The organism is Croceibacterium selenioxidans (assembly GCF_018599195.1).
GTDB classification, from domain to species: Bacteria; Pseudomonadota; Alphaproteobacteria; order Sphingomonadales; family Sphingomonadaceae; genus Croceibacterium_A; species Croceibacterium_A selenioxidans.
This window is the reverse complement of record NZ_JAHFVK010000001.1, coordinates 1,115,652-1,136,305: the sequence shown is the minus strand read 5'-3', so window position 1 is coordinate 1,136,305 and position 20,654 is coordinate 1,115,652. Positions and strand designations below refer to the sequence as shown.

The 20,654-nt window shown below is 64.0% G+C and carries 20 protein-coding genes and 1 tRNA gene; 7 read left to right on the top strand and 14 right to left on the bottom strand.

All coding sequences use genetic code 11. From position 1 onward, the window contains the following. Genes KK137_RS05505 through KK137_RS05495 form a run of 3 tightly spaced genes read right to left on the bottom strand, consistent with a single transcriptional unit; the run spans nt 1 to nt 2,853 of the window. Entirely contained in the window at nt 1-972 is a 972-nt protein-coding gene (locus KK137_RS05505; protein ID WP_214535154.1) for a M48 family metallopeptidase, read from the bottom strand. After that, complete coding sequence (locus KK137_RS05500) at nt 972-2,117, bottom strand: alpha-hydroxy acid oxidase (protein WP_214535153.1); 1,146 nt, start codon at nt 2,115-2,117, stop codon at nt 972-974. The genes KK137_RS05505 and KK137_RS05500 overlap by 1 nt, the downstream gene beginning before the upstream one ends. A 7-nt stretch (nt 2,118-2,124) precedes the next feature. Next, nucleotides 2,125-2,853, bottom strand: coding sequence for an SDR family oxidoreductase (locus KK137_RS05495; RefSeq protein ID WP_214535151.1), 729 nt, complete (start codon nt 2,851-2,853; stop codon nt 2,125-2,127). 182 nt (nt 2,854-3,035) lie between these two features. On the opposite strand from KK137_RS05495, the gene KK137_RS05490 reads away from it, so the two are divergent. Further along, complete coding sequence (locus KK137_RS05490) at nt 3,036-5,063, top strand: elongation factor G (RefSeq protein ID WP_214535149.1); 2,028 nt, start codon at nt 3,036-3,038, stop codon at nt 5,061-5,063. A 79-nt stretch (nt 5,064-5,142) separates the two neighbouring features. On the opposite strand, the gene KK137_RS05485 is transcribed toward KK137_RS05490, so the two are convergent. From KK137_RS05485 to KK137_RS05460, 6 genes are all read right to left on the bottom strand, one after another. Further along, nucleotides 5,143-5,218 (bottom strand) — tRNA-Lys (locus KK137_RS05485). Between the two features lie 99 nt (nt 5,219-5,317). Then, nucleotides 5,318-6,436 (bottom strand): rod shape-determining protein RodA, encoded by a 1,119-nt coding sequence (gene rodA, locus KK137_RS05480; RefSeq protein ID WP_214535147.1) that lies wholly within the window; start codon nt 6,434-6,436, stop codon nt 5,318-5,320. Further along, nucleotides 6,433-8,463, bottom strand: a complete 2,031-nt coding sequence (gene mrdA / locus KK137_RS05475; protein ID WP_214535146.1) for a penicillin-binding protein 2 — start codon at nt 8,461-8,463, stop codon at nt 6,433-6,435. Before mrdA ends, rodA begins: the two co-directional genes overlap by 4 nt. 3 nt (nt 8,464-8,466) lie before the next feature. Next, nucleotides 8,467-9,021 carry a rod shape-determining protein MreD gene (gene mreD / locus KK137_RS05470; RefSeq protein ID WP_214535144.1) on the bottom strand — a complete coding sequence of 185 codons (555 nt, stop codon included), beginning with the start codon at nt 9,019-9,021 and terminating at the stop codon, nt 8,467-8,469. Next, on the bottom strand, nt 9,021-9,914 hold the full coding sequence (mreC, locus tag KK137_RS05465) for a rod shape-determining protein MreC (protein WP_214535142.1): 894 nt from the start codon (nt 9,912-9,914) through the stop codon (nt 9,021-9,023). Before mreC ends, mreD begins: the two co-directional genes overlap by 1 nt. Nucleotides 9,915-9,946: 32 nt before the next feature. Then, nucleotides 9,947-10,996, bottom strand: a complete 1,050-nt coding sequence (locus KK137_RS05460; RefSeq protein WP_055919259.1) for a rod shape-determining protein — start codon at nt 10,994-10,996, stop codon at nt 9,947-9,949. A gap of 187 nt (nt 10,997-11,183) precedes the next feature. Here KK137_RS05460 and mutL point away from each other — a divergent pair, with 187 nt between their 5' ends. Next, on the top strand, nt 11,184-12,983 hold the full coding sequence (gene mutL / locus KK137_RS05455; RefSeq protein ID WP_214535141.1) for a DNA mismatch repair endonuclease MutL: 1,800 nt from the start codon (nt 11,184-11,186) through the stop codon (nt 12,981-12,983). A gap of 32 nt (nt 12,984-13,015) precedes the next feature. Then, a complete protein-coding gene (locus KK137_RS05450) occupies nt 13,016-13,486 on the top strand; it encodes a hypothetical protein (RefSeq protein WP_214535139.1) in 471 nt (156 codons plus the stop codon). Here KK137_RS05450 and KK137_RS05445 read toward each other — a convergent pair. Next, on the bottom strand, nt 13,483-14,199 hold the full coding sequence (locus KK137_RS05445) for an NYN domain-containing protein (protein WP_214535137.1): 717 nt from the start codon (nt 14,197-14,199) through the stop codon (nt 13,483-13,485). The two genes, KK137_RS05450 and KK137_RS05445, sit on opposite strands and share 4 nt — an antisense overlap. Before the next feature lie 37 nt (nt 14,200-14,236). Then, nucleotides 14,237-14,884, bottom strand: coding sequence for a carbonic anhydrase (locus KK137_RS05440; protein ID WP_214535135.1), 648 nt, complete (start codon nt 14,882-14,884; stop codon nt 14,237-14,239). Nucleotides 14,885-14,943: 59 nt separating this feature from the next. On the opposite strand from KK137_RS05440, the gene lipA reads away from it, so the two are divergent. Both lipA and KK137_RS05430 read left to right on the top strand, forming a co-directional pair. Next, nucleotides 14,944-15,870: a lipoyl synthase gene (gene lipA / locus KK137_RS05435; protein WP_214535134.1), complete on the top strand. Its 927-nt coding sequence runs from the start codon at nt 14,944-14,946 to the stop codon at nt 15,868-15,870. Then, nucleotides 15,870-16,331 (top strand): type II toxin-antitoxin system RatA family toxin, encoded by a 462-nt coding sequence (locus KK137_RS05430; protein ID WP_214535132.1) that lies wholly within the window; start codon nt 15,870-15,872, stop codon nt 16,329-16,331. Before lipA ends, KK137_RS05430 begins: the two co-directional genes overlap by 1 nt. On the opposite strand, the gene KK137_RS05425 is transcribed toward KK137_RS05430, so the two are convergent. The 3 genes from KK137_RS05425 to KK137_RS05415 are packed head-to-tail and all read right to left on the bottom strand — an operon-like array spanning nt 16,292 to nt 18,488. Continuing rightward, nucleotides 16,292-16,789, bottom strand: coding sequence for a CinA family protein (locus tag KK137_RS05425; protein ID WP_214535130.1), 498 nt, complete (start codon nt 16,787-16,789; stop codon nt 16,292-16,294). The genes KK137_RS05430 and KK137_RS05425 overlap by 40 nt on opposite strands. Beyond that, nucleotides 16,786-17,328, bottom strand: coding sequence for a hypothetical protein (locus tag KK137_RS05420; protein ID WP_214535128.1), 543 nt, complete (start codon nt 17,326-17,328; stop codon nt 16,786-16,788). Before KK137_RS05420 ends, KK137_RS05425 begins: the two co-directional genes overlap by 4 nt. Before the next feature lie 5 nt (nt 17,329-17,333). Then, the gene (locus tag KK137_RS05415; RefSeq protein ID WP_214535126.1) at nt 17,334-18,488 is read right to left on the bottom strand and encodes a bifunctional 2-C-methyl-D-erythritol 4-phosphate cytidylyltransferase/2-C-methyl-D-erythritol 2,4-cyclodiphosphate synthase; all 1,155 of its coding nucleotides are present in this window, start codon (nt 18,486-18,488) and stop codon (nt 17,334-17,336) included. Nucleotides 18,489-18,569: 81 nt separating this feature from the next. Here KK137_RS05415 and dusB point away from each other — a divergent pair, with 81 nt between their 5' ends. Both dusB and KK137_RS05405 read left to right on the top strand, forming a co-directional pair. Then, nucleotides 18,570-19,586: a tRNA dihydrouridine synthase DusB gene (dusB, locus tag KK137_RS05410; RefSeq protein ID WP_214535124.1), complete on the top strand. Its 1,017-nt coding sequence runs from the start codon at nt 18,570-18,572 to the stop codon at nt 19,584-19,586. After that, on the top strand, nt 19,583-20,647 hold the full coding sequence (locus KK137_RS05405) for a two-component system sensor histidine kinase NtrB (protein ID WP_338027982.1): 1,065 nt from the start codon (nt 19,583-19,585) through the stop codon (nt 20,645-20,647). The genes dusB and KK137_RS05405 overlap by 4 nt, the downstream gene beginning before the upstream one ends. The last annotated feature ends 7 nt before the right edge of the window (nt 20,648-20,654 follow it).

Sequence of the window (20,654 nt, the reverse complement as noted above, 5' to 3'; positions counted from 1 at the left end):
TTAGTCGAACGGCCGATCACGCCGCGCCAGCAAGTGCCCCGGAAAACTCGGTCCTGCGCCGGCGACGAGATAGTCCGAAATCTCCCGCTCGATCAACACCGCCCGTGCTTCCGCCGAGGGATAGACCCGGCTCCGGGTCAGCCCGCCTGACGTGCGCTGACCCAGGCTGGAGCGCCAGAATTTCGGAGCGATGCGGGGATCGTAACCAGCGTTGGCGAGAAGATGGACCGCCATCCGGTCAGCTTCCACCTCGACTTGCCGGTTGAGCTGCTGATTTCGCCCGAACTCGCCGAAGAACCCCTTGTCGACACCCGCGGCCTTCAACCGGCGACGGTGTTCGAGCACGACGTGAGCGAGTTCGTGGGCAAAGACGACTGCCAGTTCTTCATCGGTCGCGACCGCCGCCAGCCCGTAGTTGACCTGGATGACCCGTCCGTCGGATCGACCGTTGAGCCCGTCGGCGACCCTGATCTCGACCAACACGCGGCATCCGGGTTTCGCATCGAGCGAAACGGCCTGTTCCTGTCCCTGACGTACGATCTCTAGCCGAACCGGGCCTTGGGCCGGTTGTTCGGCCAAAGCCGCGAAGGCCGTATCACGCACCGGTGACTTACCGTCTGCCTTCATTCCCGCTGTCGGGGTTGTGCCGATCGCGGCCAGGCCGTCCGTAGGTCGAAGGGTCGCCTCAGCGGGCGACCCCGGAACAACGGCAGACACGGCAATCGGACCGTTGACGAAGGCGGCGTCCTGTCCGCCCTTCGTGTATTGATCGAGGCTGTGCAGGATCATGCCGGTCAGCGGCATCTGCTGTCGGCATAGCTCATGGTTGGCGCCCATTAGCCGTTCGGCAATTGTCGCCAGGCGGACGTCCTGCTGCAGAAGGGCGTCAAGCGAGGCCGCTTCCTGGGCCGCGGCCTGCGAGCTGCACGCCAGGGCCGTGGCAAGGGCCAGTAATTCACGGAACAAACGCATCAACCGAGCAGTGCCCTGACTTCGCCAAGCGAACGTGCGCCGAGCATGGCCATGGTTCGCGTCGTTTCCGCCCTGAGCAGGTCGAGCGCGCGCGTAACCCCGGCTTCGCCTGCGGCGCTCAGGCCGTAGAGCGGCGCCCGTCCCGCGAGCACAGCGTCGGCGCCGAGAGCCACGGCCTTGATAATGTCGCTACCGCGCCGAACGCCACTGTCCAGAAACACGGTCATCTTGCCTCCGACTGCGGAGACGATTTCCGGCAGCGCCTCGATCGAGGCGATAGAGGAATCGAGCGCTCGGCCGCCATGGTTTGAAACCACAACGCCATCGGCCCCAAGCGCCAATGCCTGCCTGGCGTCGTCGGGATGAAGCACCCCTTTGAGGATGAGCTTCCCTGGCCAGCGGTCGCGCAAGTCCTTCACCCCGTCCCAGTCGAGATCGTCCTGTTTGAACAGCGCTCCGGGAGGCGCGCCCTTGGTTATCTTGGCTCGCAGGCGGTCGGGCAGGTTAGCCTGGGTCGGAATACCGCCGCTAACCGAGTAGCGCCCCATTACGCCGGCCAGCCAACGCGGATGCGTCAATACGTCGAGGGTGTTGCGGGCGTTGAGCTTGAAAGGCGTGCCGAATCCGTTGCGGTGAATATATTCGCGGTTGGGTGGAACCGGCAGGTCGAGCGTGACGAAGAGCGCTTCGCACCCTAGCTCATGCGCGCGCTGGACAACGTCGAAGGACAACGCACGGTCCTCCCACAAGTAGAGCTGGAACCACAACCGTCCGCCCGCGACGGCAATCTGTTCGAGATCCATCGTGCTGGCACTGGAGATGGTGAACGGCAGGCCCGCCTTGGCCGCCGCCCGGGCGAGGGCAAGGTCTCCCTGGTACCACATCAGGCCTGCGGCCCCGGTCGGGGCGAGGGCGAGGGGCAGGGGAGTCGCCTGCCCGAAGATCTGCGCGCTGGTATCGATCGCGTGGACGCCACGCAGGACGCGTGGTCGAAAGGTCACCTGCTCGAACGCGGCGCGGTTGCGGGCCATGCCGGCTTCGTCTTCGACGCCGCGCTCGAGGTATTCCCAGATGCCGTGAGGCAACCGCCGCCGGGCCCGCTCGCGCAAGTCCGCGATGTTGTAGCAGGCGAGGTCGCCCTTCACCTCAGAGTCAGCCCCGTCCGAGGAACGGGAGGTCGATCTGGACGACCATGCCCTCGTAGAAGTTGAGGTGGTCGGGGATGTCGCACATGTGGATGATCACGTCGGCGATATCCTTCGGCGAAGCGGCGAAGTTCTCCGGCAGCTTGACTGCACCTGGCGCGATCTCGGTCGCGACGATGCCGGGGTGGAAGATCGAGGCGGCGATATTGTGCTCGCGCCCGTCGATTGCGAGCGAGCGCGTCAGACCATCGAGACCCCACTTGCTCGCGGCATAGGCCGGGCTGTGGGGCCGCGGCACGCGGGCCGAGATCGAGCCGATGTTGATGATCCGCCCACGGCCCTTGCCTTTCATCACGCGGAAGGCCGCGCGGCTGCAGAGGAAGGCCGAGGTGAGGTTGGTCGTGAGCACCTGCTCCCAGGTTTCGAGCGACATCTCGTCGACCGGTGTGCTGTCGGCAACCCCAGCGTTGTTGATCACCACGTCGACGGTGCCGAAGCGCTCGACCGCCTGGGCGAAGAGGTTGTCGACTGCGCCTTCGCTGGTGACATCGGTAGCGACGGCGAGCGCTTCGCCGCCCATCGCCTCAAGACGCTCGACCAGCGCAGCCAAGCGCTCGACCCGACGAGCTGCGAGCACGACTTTGGCGCCCTTCTCGACAAACGAAACGGCACAGGCTTCACCGATTCCCGAACTGGCGCCGGTCACGACCGCGACCCGGCCCTGCAGAATGCTCAACAGTCATCCCCTTCATGAGTATGTTTCGCCCGACCGCTTAACCAAGCTGGCGCCTCAGCGGAACCATCAATTCGAATCCTGCCAATTTGAATCTGGGGTTGCCTTCCGCGCCGCTTGAGTCAATCTTCCCACCTACGGGATCACCTTGGGCTCCATGACGGGAGGCAACCAAGGAGAGGATCATGGATGCCATCGGCAGCGGTGCGAGAGTCATCGCGCTCGTCGGCCCCGCAGGCGCTGGAAAGACCAGCCTGGCAGAGGCGCTGTTGCATGCAGCCGGCGCGATACCCCGGCTCGGCTCGGTCGAGTCCGGCACGTCGCTAGGCGATGCCAGTGCCGAAGCGCGCGCCCGGGGAGGGTCGACCGAGCTCAATCTCATGCGCTTCAACTGGGCGGGTGACGATTACATCCTGCTCGATGCTCCCGGATCGGTCGGTTTCGCGGCGGAGGCCGATGCGGCTCTCGATATTGCCGACCTGGCACTGGTCGTCCTGCCACCCGAACCCGAACGCGCGGCGCTCGCCGAACCCCTGCTGCGCGACATAGAAGCCCGCGGAGTTCCCCATGCAATTTTCGTCAATAAAATCGACAAAGCTCATGGAACTCTCGAAGACCTCCTCGAATCCCTCGAACCGCTGAGCAAGGCCGCGCTGGTCGCCCGGCAGATCCCCATCAGAAAGGGCGAGGAGGTGGTCGGCTTCGTCGATCTCGCCCTCGACCGCGCCTACAAATACCGCGCCGGACAGGCGTCGGAGCTGGTTCCGTTGCCGCCCGAGTTGGAGGACTCCGAGAGCAAAGCCCGGTTTCATCTGCTCGAACAGTTGGCGGACCATGACGACGCCCTTCTAGAGCAATTGCTCAGCGACGAGACTCCCGACCTCGCGACGGTGTTCGGCGACCTCAAGCGCGAAACGGCAGAGGGGCTCGTCGTCCCGGTCATGTTCGGCTCAGCGGTCAACGGCTTCGGCGTGCGCCGCCTGCTCAAGGCCCTGCGCCACGATACGCCCTCGGCCAGCGCAACCGCGGAACGATTGCTGATCGAGGGGCCCGTGATCGAGGTCTTCAAGGTTTCGAACGAGACCGCCGTGGGGCGCCTTTCGCTCGCCCGGATATTCGGCAAACCCCTCAACGAGGGCACCGAACTGAACTCCTCAACCGGAGACGGTCATCGGGCCGGCGCCTTGTTCGGTCTTCACGGAGGGGGCACGATCAGGCTCAAGCGCGGCGAACCAGGCGATGTCGTCGGAATTGCCAAAGCCGACGCGGTCCACGCGGGTCATCGCCTGTCTGAAGGCGTCACACCTTCGGCGCCGGAACAGCGCGCCAAGCGCACCCCCAACTCCGCCCTTTCGATCGGCGTGAAGGACCATAAGGACGAGGTGCGCCTCTCCACCGCCCTGGCGAAGTTGCTTGAAGAGGATCTGGGGCTAGCCTGCGAAACGAATGAGGAAACTCACGAGACCCTTCTGCGCGGGATCAACGAAGAACACCTCGCCCTCGCGCTCGATCGGTTGAAACGACGCTACGGGTTACCTGTAGAGGCCAGGCAAGCCGCGGTTCTGATCCGGGAGACGATTCGCAAGAGCGCCACCCAGCGCGGGCGGCACAAGAAGCAATCCGGCGGTCACGGACAGTATGGAGACGTGGTGATCGAGGTCCGCCCGTTGCCCAGGGGCGAAGGCTTTCGCTTTGAAGAAAAGATCTCTGGCGGCGTGGTTCCCAAGCAATGGATCCCCGCGGTTGAGCATGGCGTGCGTGACGCCATGTTGAAAGGGCCGCTCGGACACCCCGTCGTCGATGTCGCGGTGACGCTGGTCGACGGTTCGTACCACAGCGTCGACAGCTCGGAGCTCGCCTTCCGCATGGCTGGACGGATCGCGATGTCCGAAGCGCTTGCCGCTTGCGCACCCTACTTGCTCGAACCGATTGATCAGGTGACCATCGCAACGCCCGGCAGCGCAACGTCGCGTATCACCTCGGCCCTGGCGAGCCACAGGGCTCGCGTGCTTGGAATGACCCCCCGCGAGGGATGGTCGCGATGGGACACGATCGAAGCCATGGTGCCCGAGGCGGAGCTAGCCGCCCTGCACAAGGACATTCGCGCCCTGAGCCAGGGCATGGCCACGTATGACGCCCATTTCGATCACCTCGAGGAAGTGAACGGAAGAGTGGCGGAGGCTATCGCCCAGAGAGCCAGCGAGCCGGCCTGACGGAGGGGGTGATTGCTCGGCCGGGACGCAGCCACGCGCTCCCGCTTCTTCGGCTGTTCGACTGTCGGAGGGGAGGGGATGGTGGACGCACTAGGGCTCGAACCTAGGACCCGCTGATTAAGAGTCAGCTGCTCTACCAACTGAGCTATGCGTCCACTCCCAGGGGCCGGGAAACCCGGACCGCGGTGGCCCCGCGAATCGCGGGAGACGCCCATATAGCGATTGTCGTCGCCGTGAAAAGGGCGTGTTTTGCCTTAGTTGAAACTCGTGCTGCGAGAACGCTGACTCCACCGGTCGATCATCATCAAGGTGCCGATGCAGATCATGTTCGTGAGCATCGACGACCCGCCATGGCTCATGAACGGCAGCGGGATTCCGACCACAGGGGCAAGGCCCATGACCATCAGCAGATTGATGGCGACGTAAAAGAAGATCGTCGCCGTCATGCCGCCCGCCAGGAGCTGGGAGAAGCGATCGGGCGCGTTGCGGGCGACCGTGAGGCCCCAGCGCAGAATGACACCGAAGATCAGCAGCACCAGCAGGCCGCCCACCAATCCCCATTCTTCCGCCATCGTGGCGAAGACGAAGTCGGTGTGAGGTTCGGGCAGGTAGTTGAGGTGGCTCTGCGATCCCTCGCCGAAACCCTTGCCCGTTATGCCCCCTGAACCGATGGCAATCTTCGACTGGGTGATGTGGTAGCCTGTTCCGAGGGGGTCGCTTTCCGGGTCGAGGAACGTCGTAACCCGAGCTCGCTGGTAGTCGTGGAGCGCAAAGAAATAGGCAATCGGAGCGATAACCAGGGCCGCGGCGCCCGCGCCCGCAAACCACTTCCAAGGCAATCCGGCGAGGAACAAGAGAACCCCTGCGCCGAAGCCGATCGCCAACGCCGTCCCAAGGTCAGGTTGCAGGAGCACCAGCCCCATCGGCAGGCCGACGAGTACCCCGGCAGGAAGGAGGGCCCGCCAGGAACCAGTCATGCCTGGCGGAAGAGCGCCATAAAATGTCGCCAGTGTCAGCACGATCACCGGCTTCATGAACTCGGACGGCTGCAAGACGATGAACCCGAGGTCGAGCCAACGCTGGCTGCCGCCGCCGATCGCGCCGAGCAATTCGACCAGGATCAGCAATAGCAGAACGCCGACGTAGGCCGGATAGGCCGCCATCACGACCAACTCTCGAGGCATCAGCCGGATGATCAGGGCCATCGTCAGGAACACGCCGAAGCGAACCAGGTGGGAGGTGGCGAACGGGTGAAACGATCCGCCGGCGGCCGAGTGCAGCACGGTGGCGCCAAAGCAGACCAGGATGACGAGCGGCAGGATAACCCGCCACGGAATGCCGGCCAGTGGCTCGGGAAGGACTGCGAGCTTCATCGCGGTTCGGCTCCGTCAAGGACATCGGGCTCGGGCCGGGGAGCCACGGCCTCGGTGGCCACTCCGGCCGGCTGGGCCGCCGCGGCGCGAGCTTCGGCATCGACGAGCCGCGCAATAGTCGCCTGGTCTTCGGGCACCGGCGGCACATCGATGCCCGCCGCTGCCGCCCGGCGGGCATACTCGGCGTCAAAGCGTTCCTTGGCCGTGCCGCCCCACTGCTGCTCCATCGCGTGGAGCGCCTCGAGCCCCTTGGCCGGGTCGAACAGGAAGGTCATGACGTCCCGCGCAATCGGATAGGCCGCGCCGGAGCCGCCGCCGTGCTCGATCACTACCGCCCCGGCATAACGCGGCTTGTCGAACGGGGCGAAGAAGATGAACAAGCCATGGTCGCGGTGTTTCCAAATCCCGCCCTTGCCGCTGCCGATGTTGAGCCCGACCACCTGGGCCGTACCGGTCTTGCCGGCCATCAGGACATTCTCGATCGGCAACCTCGCCCGGCCTGCGGTGCCGGGGCCGTTGACCACGTCGCTCATCGCTTTCTGGATGATCTGCACGTGGTCGCCGTGGAAATCCATGCTGTCGAAGTGCGGGGTCTTACCGTCGAGGATCAGCCGCGGCATGATCTTGTTACCGGTGGCTAGGCGCGAGGCCATGATCGCCAGCTGCAAGGGATTGGCGAGCATGTAGCCTTGGCCGATCGTCGCATTGACCGTGTCGTACGACTGCCAAGGCTTGCCGTATTTCTTGAGCTTCCAGGCCGGGTCGGGAACCGTACCGAAAAACTGGCTGGCGACCGGAAGCTGAAATTCCTGCCCCATGCCCAGGCGCTTGGCCATCGGCGCAATCACGTCCATCCCGAGCCGCTGGGCGAAGTGATAGAAATACACGTCGCACGACTGGTAAATGCCCTTGGACATGTTGACCGAGCCGTGGCCGCGGCGGTTCCAGCAGTGGAACACGCGGTTGCCAACCCGCAAGCCGCCACCACACCCGACGGTCTCGTTAGGGTCCAGGCCCGCTTCAAGGAAGGACATCGCCACCATGGGCTTGACCGTCGAACCAGGTGGATAGAGTCCCTTGAGTACCTTGTTACGCAGCGGAACTCGCTCGTTCTCGCTGAGCATCTGATATTCGACGCGCCCGATACCATCGGAAAAGCTGTTAGGGTCGAAACTTGGCATCGAGGCCATGCACAGCAAGTCGCCGCTCGCGCAGTCGATCACCACGACTGAGCCGCTCTCAAGCCCGAGCCGGCGGGCGGCATAGTCTTGCAAGGGTCCGTCGATCGTAAGCTGGATCGGCTTGCCCTGGACATCCTCGCGCGTGTCGAGATCGCGGACGATCCGGCCTGAGGCGGTGACTTCGACACGGCGAGCACCCGGCTCACCGCGCAGGACCTGTTCGAACTGCTTCTCGAGCCCGTCCTTCCCGAGCTTAAAGCCAGGAGTCACCAGCAGCGGTACCGGCTCCTTTTCGTATTCCTCTTTCGCCGCAGTGCCGACGTATCCTATCAAGTGGCCGACCGAGGGCCCGGTGGGGTAAAAGCGTGAAAAACCCCGCTGGGGGACTACGCCCGGCAGTTCCGGCAGGCGTACGCTGACGGCGGCGAAAGTGTCATAGTCGAGACCGTCGGCCACCTGGACGGGCTGGAAGCCGGCGGCCTTGTCGATCTTGTCGCGCAAATCCTGAAGCTCGACCGGGGTGAAGTTCAGCAGCTCTCCAAGCGTAGTGATCTCCGCGTCGGCGTCCTTGAGCCGGTCCGGGATGATGTCGACCCGAAAGTCGGCGCGATTGGAGGCGAGGGGAGAGCCGTTGCGGTCGAGAATCCAGCCTCTGCGCGGCGGAATCAGGGTCAGGTTCACCCGATTGCTCTCCGCCTCCATCTCGTACTTCTCGTTCTCGGCAACGGCGATGTAGCCCATCCGCGCCGCGAGCAGCAGGCCGACGCCTCCCTGGACCGCGCCGAGGACAAAGGTCCGGCGGTGGAAGGATTCGGCTAGCAATCGTGATGAGAACTTGGGGCGCATACCTCAGGCAATACGCCGCACGCGCATTAGGCGCAGGCGATCCAGCAGGGCGACCAGACGGGCAACGATGGGAAACAGCATGATCGAGATCAGTAGTTGGGGGGCGATGACTGTGAGTTGTACCATCGTCAGCTTGGCTCCGGAAACAAGCGCCGAGATGGCAAGGTATGGCACGATGATGGCCGTCGCGGTTAACCAATCGAGCCAAAAGTTGCGCCACGGGAAGCGGATCTCGACCAGTTCGATGACGAACAAGGCCAGCGAGAAGAGCAGGATGCCGCTGCCGAAAGGCTGACCGGAATAGAGATCGTCGAACAACCCGAGCGGGAAACCGGCCCAAAGCGGTAGCAGACCCGGTCTCAGCAAGCGCCAGGCGAGCATCAGCATCAGCCCGAGCGGCGGCAGGACCGGGGCAGCCGAAATCACCGGAAGCCAGGGCGTTAGCGATCCGAGCAGGATCGAGGCCCATGGCAAGCCGTAAGCCAGCAGCGGCGACTGGTCCCGATTGATGCGGCTTCCGAAAGGATCGCGCCGTGACTTGGGATTGAGGGTTTCCATCAATCCTCCTGCGCCGCCTTTTCCTCCAAGCGGTCCGCAGCTTCGATCGCCTTTTGCTGCCAGACGGGTTCGACCAGCACGACATCGGTCGCCGCCGGATTGCTCAGCAATTGAGCGATAGCACCGTCACGGGTGATCTCGGTCGCCAGAGCGACGGCGATTCCCGGGCGAAACAGACCACCCGCACCCGAGGTGACGAAGACATCGCCCTTCTTGATCGGGTTCACTCCCAGGTTGACCAGGCGAAGGCGCAGAGATCCGTCGGAGCGCCCCTCTGCAAACGCGACGACGTTGTCCGTCGCGCGGCGAACCGGCACCATGCTTTCGCTGTCTGTCAGCAAGAGCACTCGTGAACTCATGGCACCAGCTTCGACGACGCGCCCGACCAGGCCCATCGGCGAGGTGACCGGCATTCCCGGTTTGACGCCATCGCGGGTGCCGGCCGAGATATAGGCGATCCGTCGCGCGCTCGAGGAGGTTGAGCCGATCAAGCGCGCGGTGGCGACGGGCCGGATCTCGCCTTCGGCCATGCGAAGCGCCGCCTTGAGGCGGGCGTTCTCCTGGCGCAGAGCCTCAGCCTCGGCCAGCTTCACCCGAGCGATCTTGGCTTCTTCCTCAAGTTTCGCGTTCCGGCTTCCTGCGCGGTAATACCCGGCAACCGCGTCGAACACGTTCTTGCCGCCCGTGCGTCCCGCCGCGCCGACCTCTCCTATAGGCGCCGCCGCGTCCGAAGCCATCGAGCGCAGGCCGTTAAAGGTTTCGGGACGAAGCAAGGAAATGGCCAGGAGAGCAGCACCCACGAGGATCCCCACTCCGGCCAGGACATAGCCCGTGAACAGGCCGAGCTGGGCCTTCTTATTGCTTCCGGAACGGCGGCTTGAGGGCGGTGCCATTGCCGCCATCCCCCTCTAGTTCGCAGTAACGATCAGGCGGTCATCAGCACGCCGCGATAGACCGGGTCTTCCATCGCCCGGCCGGTACCAAGGGCGACGCAGGATAATGGATCTTCCGCAACGCTGACCGGCAGCCCGGTCTCTTCCCTCAGGTGATCGTCGAGGCCCCGGATCAGTGCGCCACCTCCGGTCAAGACAATACCCTGGTCGACGATGTCTGCCGCGAGTTCGGGCGCGGTGTTCTCAAGCGCGATTCGCACGCCTTCGACGATCGCCCCGATAGGTTCGCTAAGCGCTTCGGCGATGTTTGCCTGATTGATCGTGATTTCCTTCGGAACGCCGTTCACCAGATCGCGGCCCTTGAGCGTGATCTGCTCGCCCACGCCGTCTTCGGGCACGGTCGCGATGCCATAGTCCTTCTTGATCCGTTCGGCCGTGGCTTCGCCGATCAGCAGGTTGTGATGTCGGCGGACGTAAGAGACGATCGCTTCGTCCATCTTGTCGCCACCAGTGCGGACCGAAGTCGTGTAGGCCAGGCCGCGCAGGCTGAGCACCGCCACTTCCGTGGTGCCGCCACCGATGTCGACGACCATGGAGCCGACCGGCTCGGTCACCGGCATGTCGGCACCGATTGCCGCAGCCATCGGTTCGAGGATGAGGAAGACTTCCGAAGCGCCGGCGTTCGAGGCTGCGTCACGGATCGCGCGCCGTTCAACCGAGGTCGAACCCGACGGTACGCAGATCACGATCTCTGGCGGGCTGAACATGCTGGTGCGCTTGCCCGTCACCTTGCGGATGAAGTGCTTGATCATCTCTTCGGCGATTTCGATATCGGCGATGACCCCGTCGCGCAGCGGGCGGATCGCCTCGATGCTGTCGGGGGTCTTGCCCATCATCAGCTTGGCATCGTCGCCGACGGCCTTGACCCGCTTGACGCCGTTGATCGTCTCGATCGCGACCACCGACGGTTCATTCAGGACGATGCCGCGATCCTGCACGTAGACCAGCGTGTTCGCGGTCCCGAGGTCGATTGCCATGTTCTGAGAGCCGAATTTGAACAACCTGGAAAAGAACGATCCCATCGAAAAACCCGTGCCTTGCCGCTGGAGTGGAATGACAGATCCGACGGGCGGGGCGGTGTGCGCCAGCCGGAAGTGCGGGGGTGCTTAGCTTGAAGTCGTAGCAAAGGCCAAAAATTTGTGTCGTTACCCACGCGGTTTTGCACTGCTTGGCTCGAATTGCCTCCAGTTCGGCGTTACTGGCCCGTAAATGCCAATCATTCGCCGCCTGCCTGAAGCGCTGATCAACCGTATCGCCGCCGGCGAGGTGGTCGAGCGGCCGGCCTCCGCGCTGAAAGAGCTGATCGAAAACGCCATCGATGCGGGAGCTACCCGCATATCCATCAGGATCGAAGAAGGCGGGCTCGCGCTGCTGGAAGTGACGGACGATGGCTGCGGCATGGGGCCGGAGGAAATGGCCCTCGCGCTCGAACGTCATGCGACATCCAAGCTTCCCGACGAAGCCATCGAACAAGTCGCAACCCTTGGGTTCCGGGGGGAGGCGCTGCCCTCTATCGCCAGCGTCGCCCGCCTGACGCTCGAGAGCCGGGTCAGGGGAGTCGAGCAGGGCTGGAAGCGCGTGGTCGATCACGGCGCGCTGGTTGAGGAAGGCCCCGCCGCGCTGCCTCCGGGCACTCGCGTTCGTGTTGAGCAACTGTTCGGCAAGGTACCGGCTCGCCGCAAGTTCCTGCGTTCGGCCCGGAGCGAATACGCCGCTTGCCTCGATATCGTCAGGCGGCTGGCGATGGCGCGGCCCGACGTGGGCTTCACGCTCGAACATGGTGGGCGACGTATCCTCGGCCTGCAAGGCGGTGAAGGGCTCGAAGCCCGCGTCGCCCAGATCGTCGACCGCGCGCTCGCCGACAATGGCGTGACGATTGGGCTCGAACGCGGAACCATGCGGCTGAGTGGCCTGGCGGGGTTGCCTACCTTCAATCGCGGCGTGGCCGACCATCAGTATCTGTTCGTCAACGGACGTCCTGTGAAGGACCGGCTGCTGATCGGAGCGGTTCGAGGTGCCTACTCGGGCATGCTGGCTCACGACAGACACGCGGTGCTGGCCCTGTTCCTCGAACTCGATCCTGAAGATCTCGACGTCAACGTGCACCCGGCGAAGACCGAAGTTCGCTTTCGTGACGCACCTTCCGTTCGCGGGTTCATCGTTTCGGGTTTGCGAGACGCTCTGTCGACCGGCGACAAGCGCAGCGCGCAAGCGCCCGACGCTTCTGCGATGGCGCGTTGGCAGGTAGAGCCGTCCGCGCCTGAGCCGGAGCCGCGCCTGAGTTCGATCTTCACTGGCCGTGACTGGTCCTCGCCCGGCTCGTCGGTCCGGCAGCCCTCGAGCCCGTGGAACACGCACGTCGCCGAGATATTCGACGCGCCACAAGGAAGAGCGGAAGTCGCCGAGCCCCTGCCTGAGGAAACCGAGAATTTCCCTCTCGGAATCGCCCGCGGCCAGGTTGCGCAAACTTATATCGTTGCCGAGGCGACCGACGGCCTGGTGATTGTCGATCAGCATGCGGCGCACGAACGTCTGGTTCTCGAACGGCTCCGCGCGGCTCGTGGCACGGGCGAGGGGGCAAGCCAGGCGCTGCTGATGCCCGAGGTCGTCGAGCTGGACGAACCCGCGTGCGACCGGCTCGAAGACAAGGCTGGCGACTTTGCCGAGCTTGGCCTGTCCATCGAGAGGTTCGGCCCCGGAGCCATGCTCGTACGAGCCGTCCCCGCGATCCTGGCCAAGGCCGACCCCGCCGCGTTGCTGCAGGATCTCGCCGACGATCTGGCCCAGCATGGCGAAAGTTTGCTATTAGGGGAGCGGATCGAACATGTGTTGGCCACCATGGCCTGTCATGGTTCGGTTCGGGCAGGCCGTACGCTGTCGGTGCCGGAAATGAACGCACTGCTCCGCGAAATGGAGCGGACGCCGCGGTCCGGGCAGTGCAATCATGGCCGCCCGACTTGGGTCAAGCTGTCGATGGGGGACGTCGAAAAGCTGTTCGGGAGACATTGATGCGGGGCGGATTGGCAATTGGAACGGCAGCAATGCTGCTTGCGGGGTGTGGAAACAGCTCCACGCCTGAAGAACAGGCGCTGAAAGATGCTCGCGATGTCGCGATGGTCGAAGCCGCGAACAAAGCCGAACCACCGCTCGAACTCGTGACGCCTGAGCCGATTCTGCTTCCCGACCTGGAACGCTATGACCTCTACGGCGATGCGTGCAATTACGCTCCTGGCACAAGCCTAGGGACGCGAGTGGTCGCTCGGGAGGCCGACGCCTTCGTCAAGATCGACGGCGAGGTTCAGCGGTTCGCTGCCGACCCGGGCTCGCGCGAGCTGCCTCTGGGCACCCGAACCCTCTACAACGGCAAGGAATTTTCGCTGCAGCTGGAGATCAGAGGCGAGGGAGAAGCCACCCCGGACGGTAAGACGAACTACGAAGGCACAGTGACCTTGCGCGACCCGCACGGCCGGCCCGTTTATGAAGGAACCGGCCTCGCCCAGTGTGGCGGCTAGCGCACGCGTTTGACGTAGACGTGATTGTCGCTCCGCCGCTCAAGCTTGAAGTTGTCGCTGGCCGCCTTCATCAGGTCCGACAGCCGCTTGAACCCATGGTTTCGCACGTCGAAGCTTGAACGGTTACCGGCGATCTGCCCGACTTCCTGCAAGCGGGCAAAGCCGTTCTCGTCCCTGCTCGCGGCCTTCCACGCATCGCCGAGCAATTCGATCAGGTCCTGATCGATCTGCCGGCTCTCCACGGGAGGAATGTCGTCTTCGTGCTCTTGAGTGCGTATCAGCTGGTCGACGTCGATGTAGCGGGTGCAGGCGGTCTTGAACGCTTCGGGCGCCTTGTCGCTGCCGAAGCCATAAACCAGCAAGCCGTCCTGCCGCAGCCGCGTGACCAGAGGCGTGAAGTCGCTGTCGGAACTCATGATGCCGAATCCGTCGACTTTTCCACGATAGAGAAGGTCGATGGCGTCGATGGTCATCGCCATGTCGGTCGCGTTCTTGCCCTTGGTGAGGTCGAACTGCTGCATTGGTTGCAGGCCATAGCGATGGGTGATCTGGTTCCACTTCGCCAGGGCCGGCTTGGCCCAGTTGCCGTAAGCGCGGCGGATGTTCACTTGCCCCAGTTCCGCGAGGACAGTGAGCACCGGGTCGATTCCCGCGTGGCTCGCGTTGTCGGCGTCGATCAGTAGGGCGATATTCTTGAGCGGGGTGTCCAGCATGGCGCGTCTAATGAGCCGCCGTGGCGCGGCGTGCAAGTCAGGCTGGCGAGAACTTGCCGGTACGTTCGTCGAGCAAGTGCAACACGCCGTCCGAAATGGCGAAGAAGGCGCCGCGTAGCGTCAGGTCGTGGCGCTTCTCCTTCTCGCGCACACAGGCGAAGGTGCGTAGATTTTCCAGGCTGACCTTCACCGCGGCCTGTTCCATGGCGCGTTCGGCCTCACGGCCTGTGGTGCCAAATTCCCGAGCGATCGGGTCGCGCGCCTCGTCAAGCAGCTCGATCCAGTCGGCGATGAAGCCGCCCTTGCCGGGCTCGGTGCCGCGCAATTCCTGCGTCAGCGCTACCTTGCAGCCTCCGCACATGCCATGACCCATGACGACGATCTCGCGCACCTTGAGCACCTGGACGGCAAACTCGAGCGCGGCCGAGACGCCGTGGTGACCCGAGGCGGTCTCGAACGGAGGGACCAGCGCGGCGACATTGCGAACGACGAAGATTTCTCCCGGCCGCACGTCGAATATCTGCGACGGATCCACCCGGCTGTCTGAGCAGGCGATCACCATGACCCGAGGGGACTGACTTTCACGCAGCGTCGCCCATCGTTCCCGCTCCGGCTTCCAGCCATGTTCCCGGAAGCGGCGGTAGCCTTGGAGCAGCTCGGCGAGTTCGGTTGTTGGCACGATCATGCTCGCCCCATGCCGCGCGCCATTGCCAGTGGCAAGGCACATGCCTAAGTGCGCACTCTATGAACGACCTTTCCGCCGCTCCCCGCCCGGAACGTCAGCGCAAGCCCGACTGGATCCGGGTCAAGGCCCCAGTCAGCAAGGGCTACCATGAGACGCGCACCCTCATGCGGGAACTCAACCTCAACACGGTATGCGAAGAAGCAGCCTGCCCGAATATCGGTGAGTGCTGGACCAAGAAGCACGCGACGGTGATGATCCTGGGCGACGTCTGCACGCGGGCCTGCGCCTTCTGCAACGTCAAGACCGGTATGCCGCGCAAGGTGGATCCGCTGGAGCCGGAGCATGTCGCAGCAGCGGCGGCAAGACTGGGGCTCGAGCATATTGTTGTCACGTCCGTCGATCGCGACGACCTGCCGGACGGCGGGGCGGGGCAATTCGTCAAAGTGATCGAGGCGCTGCGGCGGAATACACCCTCGACAACGATCGAGATTCTGACACCTGACTTCCGCGGCAAGATGCGCCCTGCCGTCGAAGCGATTTGTGCCGCCGGACCAGATGTTTACAACCACAACCTCGAAACTGTGCCACGCCTCTACCCGACTATTCGGCCTGGCGCGCGCTATTACGCTTCGTTGAGGCTGCTCGAAGAAGTGAAACGTCACGATCCGATGATCTTCACCAAGTCGGGCATCATGCTGGGCCTGGGTGAAGAACGGCTTGAAGTGCACCAGGTGATGGATGACATGCGCAGCGCCGAGGTCGATTTCCTGACCATGGGGCAATACCTCCAACCGACACCGAAGCACGCCAAGGTGGCGGACTTCGTCACCCCTCAGGTGTTCGGAGCCTATGGTGCGATCGCGCGCGCCAAGGGTTTTCTCCAGGTTGCCTCCAGCCCGCTAACCCGATCGAGCTACCATGCGGGCGACGATTTCGCTCAGATGAAGGCGGCCCGCGAGGCCAAGCTGGCCGCTCGAAAAGCCTGATGCCCGGTATCCGTGAAACACGCACGCTGCCCTACAGCGCGGAGCAGATGTTCGACCTCGTGGCCGACGTTGCCCACTATCCAGATTTTCTGCCCTGGGTAGTCGCCACCCGCGTTCGTTCGGACGACGGCAAGGAGATGGTTGCCGACATGCTGGTAGGCTTCAAGGCCTTGCGGGAGAAGTTCACGTCTCGCGTGATCAAGGACCGCCCCGGCCGCCTGGAAGTATTCTACGTCGACGGGCCGATGCGCGACCTCGACAATGTCTGGCACTTCCGCTCAACCCCGGACGGCGGGTGCGAGCTCGATTTCTGCGTGGAGTTCAGCTTCAAGAACAAGATGTTCGAGATGCTGGCCGGGCAGTACTTCGACCGCGCCTTCCGCAAGATGGTGGCCGCGTTCGAAACGCGCGCGGCCGAACTCTACGGCAGCAGCAATTCGAGCGCGCAAAGCGTCGCCTGAAGCCGGACTCCGCCGCGGTCCTGACCCTCGTAAAACTGTGATTCGGCATCGGGCGTATCGTTGCCTCGGATAGCGCGAGCAAAAACGACCGTGCCGACCGGCTTCTGCGCCGTGCCGCCTTCGGGGCCGGCGATACCGCTGATGGCGACCGCAACGTCGGCGTCGCTCCGCTCGAGCGCACCGCGCGCCATCGCGAAGACGCAAGCCACCGAAACGGCGCCGAACGCGTCGATAATGTCGCTGGGAACGCCCAGAGATTGCTGCTTGGCTTCGTTGGAATAGGTTACAAATCCGCGATCGAGCACCTTGGATGACCCCGGAATCTCGGTAATCGCTGCGGCAACCAGGCCACCCGTGCAGCTTTCGGCGACCGCGACGGTACGGCCGAGCGCGGCGTTTTCTTCAACCACCCTGCGGGCAAGAGTGGTGATCTCGTCGGGAAGAAGAAACTCGCTCATGACAATCGCGAGCACACCGGCAGCTGATCGGGATCGACCAGGCCCACCACGGCGCCAAGCACGCTGCCCGCGATTTCGGGATCGATCGGAGCCATCGCCTCTATTACCCACTCGATACGGCTACAGTTCCTGGCTTCGATCTTGGCCGCGACTTCCTGCACGATCAGGGCATCGACCAGCGGACGAACCGCGCTATCGGGGAGGGCGGCTAGCGTACCGAGATTCTGGCGGCTTTGGGTCGCGCCCTGCCTTCCGCCAAGCCATTTGATGATGCCGGACTTCGCCTTCGGCCAGACCCGGGTCTGCAACGCAGAGTAACGCCGGCCGAGCGAATCTCCGCTACGGGCAAGATAGCCCTCCTGCGACAATTCGCTGCCGCATTTGAGGCGCACGGCCTGCAGCACGCCGGGGGTGCTGTAGATCGCGATCGCCCCGATCTCCGCCTGGGTGACGCAGGACTGCTGCGCGCTGGCGAGTACTGGCTGAAACGCCAGCGCGGCCGCAACCGCGACGGCTGCCAGCCTTTGTCCTCCAAACATGGGTCTTAAGTCCTTTCCAGCGGAACCAACGTGGCCACCGCCTGGGCAGCAATGCCTTCGCCGCGACCGGTGAAGCCCAGTCGCTCCGTCGTCGTGGCCTTCACGCTGACCGCCTCTATCCTGACCCCGAGCAGCTCGGCAAGCCGCGTCCGCATGGCGTCACGGTAGGGTCCCACTTTGGGAGCTTCGCAGATAAGCGTGACGTCGACGTTGCCAATCTGGAATCCAGCGCGAAGCGCCAACTCGACCGCGTGCTCCACAAATTGGCTCGACGGAGCGCCCCGCCACTGGGGGTCGTTCGGAGGGAAATGCGTGCCGATGTCCCCGGCACCAACCGCACCGAGGACGGCATCCACCACTGCATGAAGGGCAACATCGGCGTCGCTATGTCCCGCGAGGCCATGGGAATGTTTGATCCGGACGCCGCAGAGCCAGAGTTCTTCGCCCTCCACCAGGCGATGAACGTCAAATCCCGTGCCGGTACGAGGATAGGTTAGGGCGATCATGAAATCCTCGGCAAATGTCAGCTTCCTGAGCCGCTCGTCACCCTCGACAAGGGCAACGGCAAGCCCCGCCGCTCTTGCTACCTGCGCGTCGTCACCAGCAGTCGTTTCGCCCTGCCACGCGCGGTGAGCCGAGAGGATGTCGGGGTAGCGAAAGGCCTGCGGCGTCTGGACCCTGCGCAGTCGCTCGCGAGGGGCGCTGTCGGCCATCAGGCCGTTCGCGTCCATCGCAAGGCTATCGACGACAGGCAGGACCGGAATCGCCCCAGGCCGACCTTCCAGCGCATCGAGAAGGCGATCGATGACAGCCGGGGGACAGTCCGGACGAGCAGCGTCGTGAATCATGACGAGTTCCGGAGGACTGGACACCATCGCTTCCAGCGCCGCCCTGACCGAGTCTTGCCGCGTAATCCCACCGGCGACCAACACTATGTCCGGCAAGCCAGCAAGCGCCTGCGCGGCCATCTCTTCATGCCCGGCCGCAATTGCCACGATGATTGGGCCAGCGCCGGTCGCCAGCAAGGTCTCGGCAGAATGCCGCACAAGGGGCTTGCCCCGCCACAAGGCGAACTGCTTGGGCACCGGCTGTCCGGCGCGAATGCCCTGACCAGCGGCGACTATCACCGCGGCGTAGCGTGCTGTCGTGGGGGTGCCCATCGTAGGGCGGGCCGCTAGCGGGTTGCGGCACCCCTCGCAATCCACTATGCGCTGCCTGATTTTTAGGCACACACTCCCGCAATGACGAACTTACCCCTCCCTCCGGCTCTCAAGCCGATCGATATCGGCCCGGTGCGGATCGATTGTCCGGTGATCCTGGCGCCGATGACGGGCGTCACCGACATGCCATTCCGCACGCTCGTGCGCCGCTACGGCTCGGGCCTCAACGTCACCGAGATGATTGCCAGCCCGGCGATGATCCGCGAGACTCGGCAGAGCCTGCAAAAGGCCGCTTGGCATCCCATCGAGACTCCTGTCTCGCTCCAGCTCGCTGGCTGCAGTCCGACCGAAATGGCCGAGGCGGCCAAGCTCAATGAAGATCGCGGCGCCGCGATCATCGACATCAACATGGGCTGTCCGGTGAAAAAGGTGGTCAACGGCGAAGCTGGCAGCGCGCTGATGCGCGACCTGCCGCTCGCAGCGAGCCTGATCGAGGCGACCGTCAAGGCCGTGTCGGTGCCGGTCACGGTCAAGATGCGGATGGGCTGGGATCACACGAGCCTCAATGCGCCCGAACTGGCCCACATCGCCGAGGATCTTGGTGCGAAATTGATTACGGTGCACGGGCGCACGCGCAATCAGATGTACAAAGGCGAGGCCGACTGGGCTTTCGTGCGCAAGGTGAAGGACGCTGTGTCGTTGCCGGTCATCGTCAACGGCGACATCTGCGGGGTGGAGGACAGCGCCCGCGCACTGGAACAATCGGGTGCCGATGGCGTGATGATCGGCCGCGGCGCCTATGGTAAGCCCTGGCTGCTTGGCCAAGTCATGCACTGGTGGCGGACCGGAGAGGCGGTGCCGACGCCCGGCATCGACGAACAGTACGCGCTGCTGGTCGAACACTACCGGTCCGTGCTCGACCATTATGGGGCCGAGACAGGCGTCAAGATCGCCCGCAAACACCTGGGTTGGTACACCAAGGGCCTTCCGGGCTCAGCCGAGTTCAGAAACTACGTGAACTTCATCGACGATCACGAGCAAGTGCTTGGGGAAATTGCTCGCTTCTACGAACCTTTCCTGCGCCGGGAAGCTGCGTGATCCAAGTCGAGCCGGGCACACCCGATCCCAGAGAACAGATAGCGGGTCTGACCTTCGGCCTCATTCTGCTGGCGCCCGATCTTACCATTGCGCAGGTAAATCCCGGTGGCGAGAACCTGATCGGCCGAAGCGCCCGTCGGCTTGTGGGTGTGCCGTTGCTCGATGTGATCTCGTTTCCCGACAGCCAGATCGCGGAGAGGCTTCGCGGCGAGGAGACCCAGCTGGTGGCTCGGGGTGTGCCGATCACGGTCGAAGGCCGATCCGCGTTGATAAACCTGACGGTATCGGCCTTGCCGGCGCACCCGGGCTGGCGAGTGGTAACCCTTTCCGATGCCGGGCAGGAAGAGCGCATGGGGGAAGAAGATCGCGCCGTGGCCCTGCGTGGCCCGGCGGTGCTTGCGCATGAGATCAAGAACCCGCTCTCGGCCATTCGCGGTGCTGCCCAACTCGTCGCCCGCAAGTTGGAGGAGGGCGACCGAAAGCTCACCGACCTGATCACCGACGAGGTTGACCGCATTGCCCAGCTCATCGACCGGATGCAGCGCCTCGGACGCGAGCAACCAGAGCCCGTGGCGCCGTTCAATCTCCACGCCGCGGTGAGGCGAGCGTGCGACACCGTCAGCGCCGCAAGCGATGACGAAATCCGCATCCGCGAAGAATTCGACCCTTCGCTGCCGCCGGTCCTCGCCAACGAGGGAGCGTTGGTCCAGGTCCTGATCAACCTGATCGGCAATGCCCGCGATGCCTCCCAGGGGCAGAAGGCTCCGGAGATCATCATCCGGACGCGCTTCGTCAGTGGACTGGCGCGAAACGTCATGCGCCTTGGCCGACCGGTCAAGCTGCCGATCGAGATCCAGGTCAGCGACAACGGGCCGGGCATCGATCCGGCACTGCGCGATCACATTTTCGAGCCGTTCGTCTCGAGCAAGAAGAACGGCCAGGGCCTGGGGCTGGCACTAGTCAACAAGCTGGTGCGCGACATGGACGGTCGTATCGGTCACGAACGCGATGCCACCGGCGGGTGGACGCATTTCCGCGTGCATCTGCCCATGGCGAAATAGGAAGGAA

What these genes read in the sequence shown, in the direction of transcription:
- KK137_RS05505 (WP_214535154.1), bottom strand. Translation starts at nt 972, where the DNA reads ATGCGTTTGTTCCGTGAATTACTGGCCCTTGCCACGGCCCTGGCGTGC.
- KK137_RS05490 (WP_214535149.1), top strand. Translation starts at nt 3,036, where the DNA reads ATGGATGCCATCGGCAGCGGTGCGAGAGTCATCGCGCTCGTCGGCCCC.
- rodA (WP_214535147.1), bottom strand. Translation starts at nt 6,436, where the DNA reads ATGAAGCTCGCAGTCCTTCCCGAGCCACTGGCCGGCATTCCGTGGCGG.
- mrdA (WP_214535146.1), bottom strand. Translation starts at nt 8,463, where the DNA reads ATGCGCCCCAAGTTCTCATCACGATTGCTAGCCGAATCCTTCCACCGC.
- mreD (WP_214535144.1), bottom strand. Translation starts at nt 9,021, where the DNA reads ATGGAAACCCTCAATCCCAAGTCACGGCGCGATCCTTTCGGAAGCCGC.
- mreC (WP_214535142.1), bottom strand. Translation starts at nt 9,914, where the DNA reads ATGGCACCGCCCTCAAGCCGCCGTTCCGGAAGCAATAAGAAGGCCCAG.
- KK137_RS05460 (WP_055919259.1), bottom strand. Translation starts at nt 10,996, where the DNA reads ATGGGATCGTTCTTTTCCAGGTTGTTCAAATTCGGCTCTCAGAACATG.
- mutL (WP_214535141.1), top strand. Translation starts at nt 11,184, where the DNA reads ATGCCAATCATTCGCCGCCTGCCTGAAGCGCTGATCAACCGTATCGCC.
- KK137_RS05450 (WP_214535139.1), top strand. Translation starts at nt 13,016, where the DNA reads ATGCTGCTTGCGGGGTGTGGAAACAGCTCCACGCCTGAAGAACAGGCG.
- KK137_RS05445 (WP_214535137.1), bottom strand. Translation starts at nt 14,199, where the DNA reads ATGCTGGACACCCCGCTCAAGAATATCGCCCTACTGATCGACGCCGAC.
- KK137_RS05440 (WP_214535135.1), bottom strand. Translation starts at nt 14,884, where the DNA reads ATGATCGTGCCAACAACCGAACTCGCCGAGCTGCTCCAAGGCTACCGC.
- lipA (WP_214535134.1), top strand. Translation starts at nt 14,944, where the DNA reads ATGAACGACCTTTCCGCCGCTCCCCGCCCGGAACGTCAGCGCAAGCCC.
- KK137_RS05430 (WP_214535132.1), top strand. Translation starts at nt 15,870, where the DNA reads ATGCCCGGTATCCGTGAAACACGCACGCTGCCCTACAGCGCGGAGCAG.
- KK137_RS05425 (WP_214535130.1), bottom strand. Translation starts at nt 16,789, where the DNA reads ATGAGCGAGTTTCTTCTTCCCGACGAGATCACCACTCTTGCCCGCAGG.
- KK137_RS05420 (WP_214535128.1), bottom strand. Translation starts at nt 17,328, where the DNA reads ATGTTTGGAGGACAAAGGCTGGCAGCCGTCGCGGTTGCGGCCGCGCTG.
- KK137_RS05415 (WP_214535126.1), bottom strand. Translation starts at nt 18,488, where the DNA reads ATGGGCACCCCCACGACAGCACGCTACGCCGCGGTGATAGTCGCCGCT.
- dusB (WP_214535124.1), top strand. Translation starts at nt 18,570, where the DNA reads ATGACGAACTTACCCCTCCCTCCGGCTCTCAAGCCGATCGATATCGGC.